At 47.3% G+C, this 1,487-nt stretch carries 2 protein-coding genes; both read right to left on the bottom strand.

Annotated elements, in window-relative coordinates:
- Nucleotides 1-318 precede the first annotated feature (318 nt).
- On the bottom strand, nt 319-684 hold the full coding sequence (locus tag F6K37_RS42045) for a Lin0512 family protein (protein ID WP_287257173.1): 366 nt from the start codon (nt 682-684) through the stop codon (nt 319-321).
- Nucleotides 674-1,369 carry a class I SAM-dependent methyltransferase gene (locus F6K37_RS42050; protein ID WP_287257174.1) on the bottom strand — a complete coding sequence of 232 codons (696 nt, stop codon included), beginning with the start codon at nt 1,367-1,369 and terminating at the stop codon, nt 674-676. The genes F6K37_RS42045 and F6K37_RS42050 overlap by 11 nt, the downstream gene beginning before the upstream one ends.
- Between the last annotated feature and the right edge of the window lie 118 nt (nt 1,370-1,487).

Raw genomic sequence — 1,487 nt, forward strand, 5'->3', positions numbered from 1 at the left:
GGTTAAAGATCCACGGGTGTGTTGTTGGGAAATCTGTGAAATTAATCCCCTGCTCGATACCCTCAACACCATGGTGGAAAACTCCCTGGGCATTTTTGAAACCGTAGTGGATGCCATTGCCAATCGCCTAGAAGTAACAGGGAAAGTATAAGACCTGATCGTTATGCAAACCGCCGTATGCTGATAGCTGAACGCGATCGCATAAGCGCGGAAGCTGAGGCCGTAGGCCAAGCTTTGCGAACGCTTCATCCCGTGCGCGTAGCGCTAATCGCTGTTCGCTGATAGCTGATAGCTGATAGCTGATAGCTGATAGCTTACCTAATCACTATCCACCAAAACAGTAACCGCTGCAACAGCAATCAGCATCTCATCATTTTTATCATTAAGTTCTGGAATCGCTCTGCCTTGAACCACCATTCCACCGGACTCAAGGGATAGAGTTTTCTGACCGAAAGGGAGTACAGCCAGTACTTCATCTTCTCGGACTTGCTCTGGGTAAGGCACGGCGACTTGAACTTCAACTATCATTTGATTGGGATGCTCTAAACCAGCTACTTCCCAAACACCAGGTAAGGCATTGTCAGCAATAGCGTTGCGTACAGCTCTTGCTGCTGCTACGGTTGGGTCTTGACCGTGTTGGTCTACTCCCATTCCCATTTCAATAATTAAGCGTTTAAGAACCATGGCGAGTATATTCGCGATTATATTCAATACGCAACCGTTGAATTGGGTCATCCTCCGATTCTGGGACAGTATCACGACGGATTTCTTGTAAGCCCAATTCCTGAAAGTAAGCTAGTTCTGTATCGGACAACGGCCAAGGAGGACCATCTGGTTCAGTGTCGCTATCCCGAAACCGAGTGATAACTAACAGGGTTCCTCCTGGGGCGAGTAAGAATGCGATCGCATTCATCACAGTTGACCTGACCTTGAGGGGTAAGGCTTGGATGTTACGGCATTCAAACACAAAATCAAATTTGTGATGCCATGCTGGATCTAAGGCAAATAAATCCGCCACTTGGTACTTGACCTGGGAATCGGGAAATCGGTTTTGGCACCATGCGATCGCAGTCGGGGAAATATCAAAGGCAGTGACTTGGAAACCCTGCTGCGCCAACGCTTCAGCATCATCCCCTAACCCACAACCAACCACTAGGGCAGAGCGACCAGACCCTTGGGGTGTATTACGCTCTAACCAATCCTGTAGATAAGGATGGGTTGTTAAACGCGCCCAAGGTATTTGCCCTGAATCCCCATTAGCTTCGGAATATAAAACCTCAAACCATTGAGATGGATTATCTTGGCGGATTGATTCCAATGCCAAGAGTTTGACCTTTTGCTGTAGTGCTTGGGGTTGTTCCTCGAACATAGGTCTGGGGTTGGTAATGCTTCCTAATTTTAACTGTTCAAACCTAAATCCCTGTCTTGTGAGGGATATCAGCTTTGCAGTACCACATTACAAACTAAGCCATTTGGCTGATTTTTGC

This window comes from Moorena sp. SIO4E2 (assembly GCF_010671945.1).
Classification (GTDB): Bacteria; Cyanobacteriota; Cyanobacteriia; order Cyanobacteriales; family Coleofasciculaceae; genus Moorena; species Moorena producens.

Coding starts and splice junctions, on each gene's coding strand:
- F6K37_RS42045 (WP_287257173.1), bottom strand. CDS start 684: ATGGTTCTTAAACGCTTAATTATTGAAATGGGAATGGGAGTAGACCAA.
- F6K37_RS42050 (WP_287257174.1), bottom strand. CDS start 1,369: ATGTTCGAGGAACAACCCCAAGCACTACAGCAAAAGGTCAAACTCTTG.